This window comes from Bacillus pretiosus (assembly GCF_051294775.1).
Lineage (GTDB): Bacteria > Bacillota > Bacilli > Bacillales > Bacillaceae_G > Bacillus_A > Bacillus_A wiedmannii.
The window spans coordinates 1-279 of record NZ_JBPPHF010000658.1 but is presented as its reverse complement, the minus strand read 5'-3'; the positions used below and the strand labels follow the sequence as shown (position 1 = coordinate 279).

Here is a 279-nt window from a genome sequence, read left to right as displayed (position 1 = left end):
CAGTAACTTCTTTTTCTACTACAATATTTTCTGCATCCACATTTGGTTTCGTATCAATTTCAGGAACAGATACAGTTGACCAGTCATAAATCGATTTTCCAAGATCTTTAACCTGAAGTAAAGCTAAGAATGCTTGCTCTGTAGCCATTCCGCTACCGTTTTGATCACTTGGTAACCATTTGAATTCACCATTTGGAAGGTGGTATGACAGTAGATTTTGCATTGCCTTATGTAGACGATTTTGATCTAAATCTTGTACAAGAGATAATCCAATAATTG

Annotated in this window: 1 pseudogene; it reads right to left on the bottom strand. The window is 35.5% G+C overall.

What is annotated here, in order from left to right:
- Positions 1-279, bottom strand: a pseudogene (locus ACSG5Z_RS32575) (DUF4430 domain-containing protein); the annotation flags it as partial.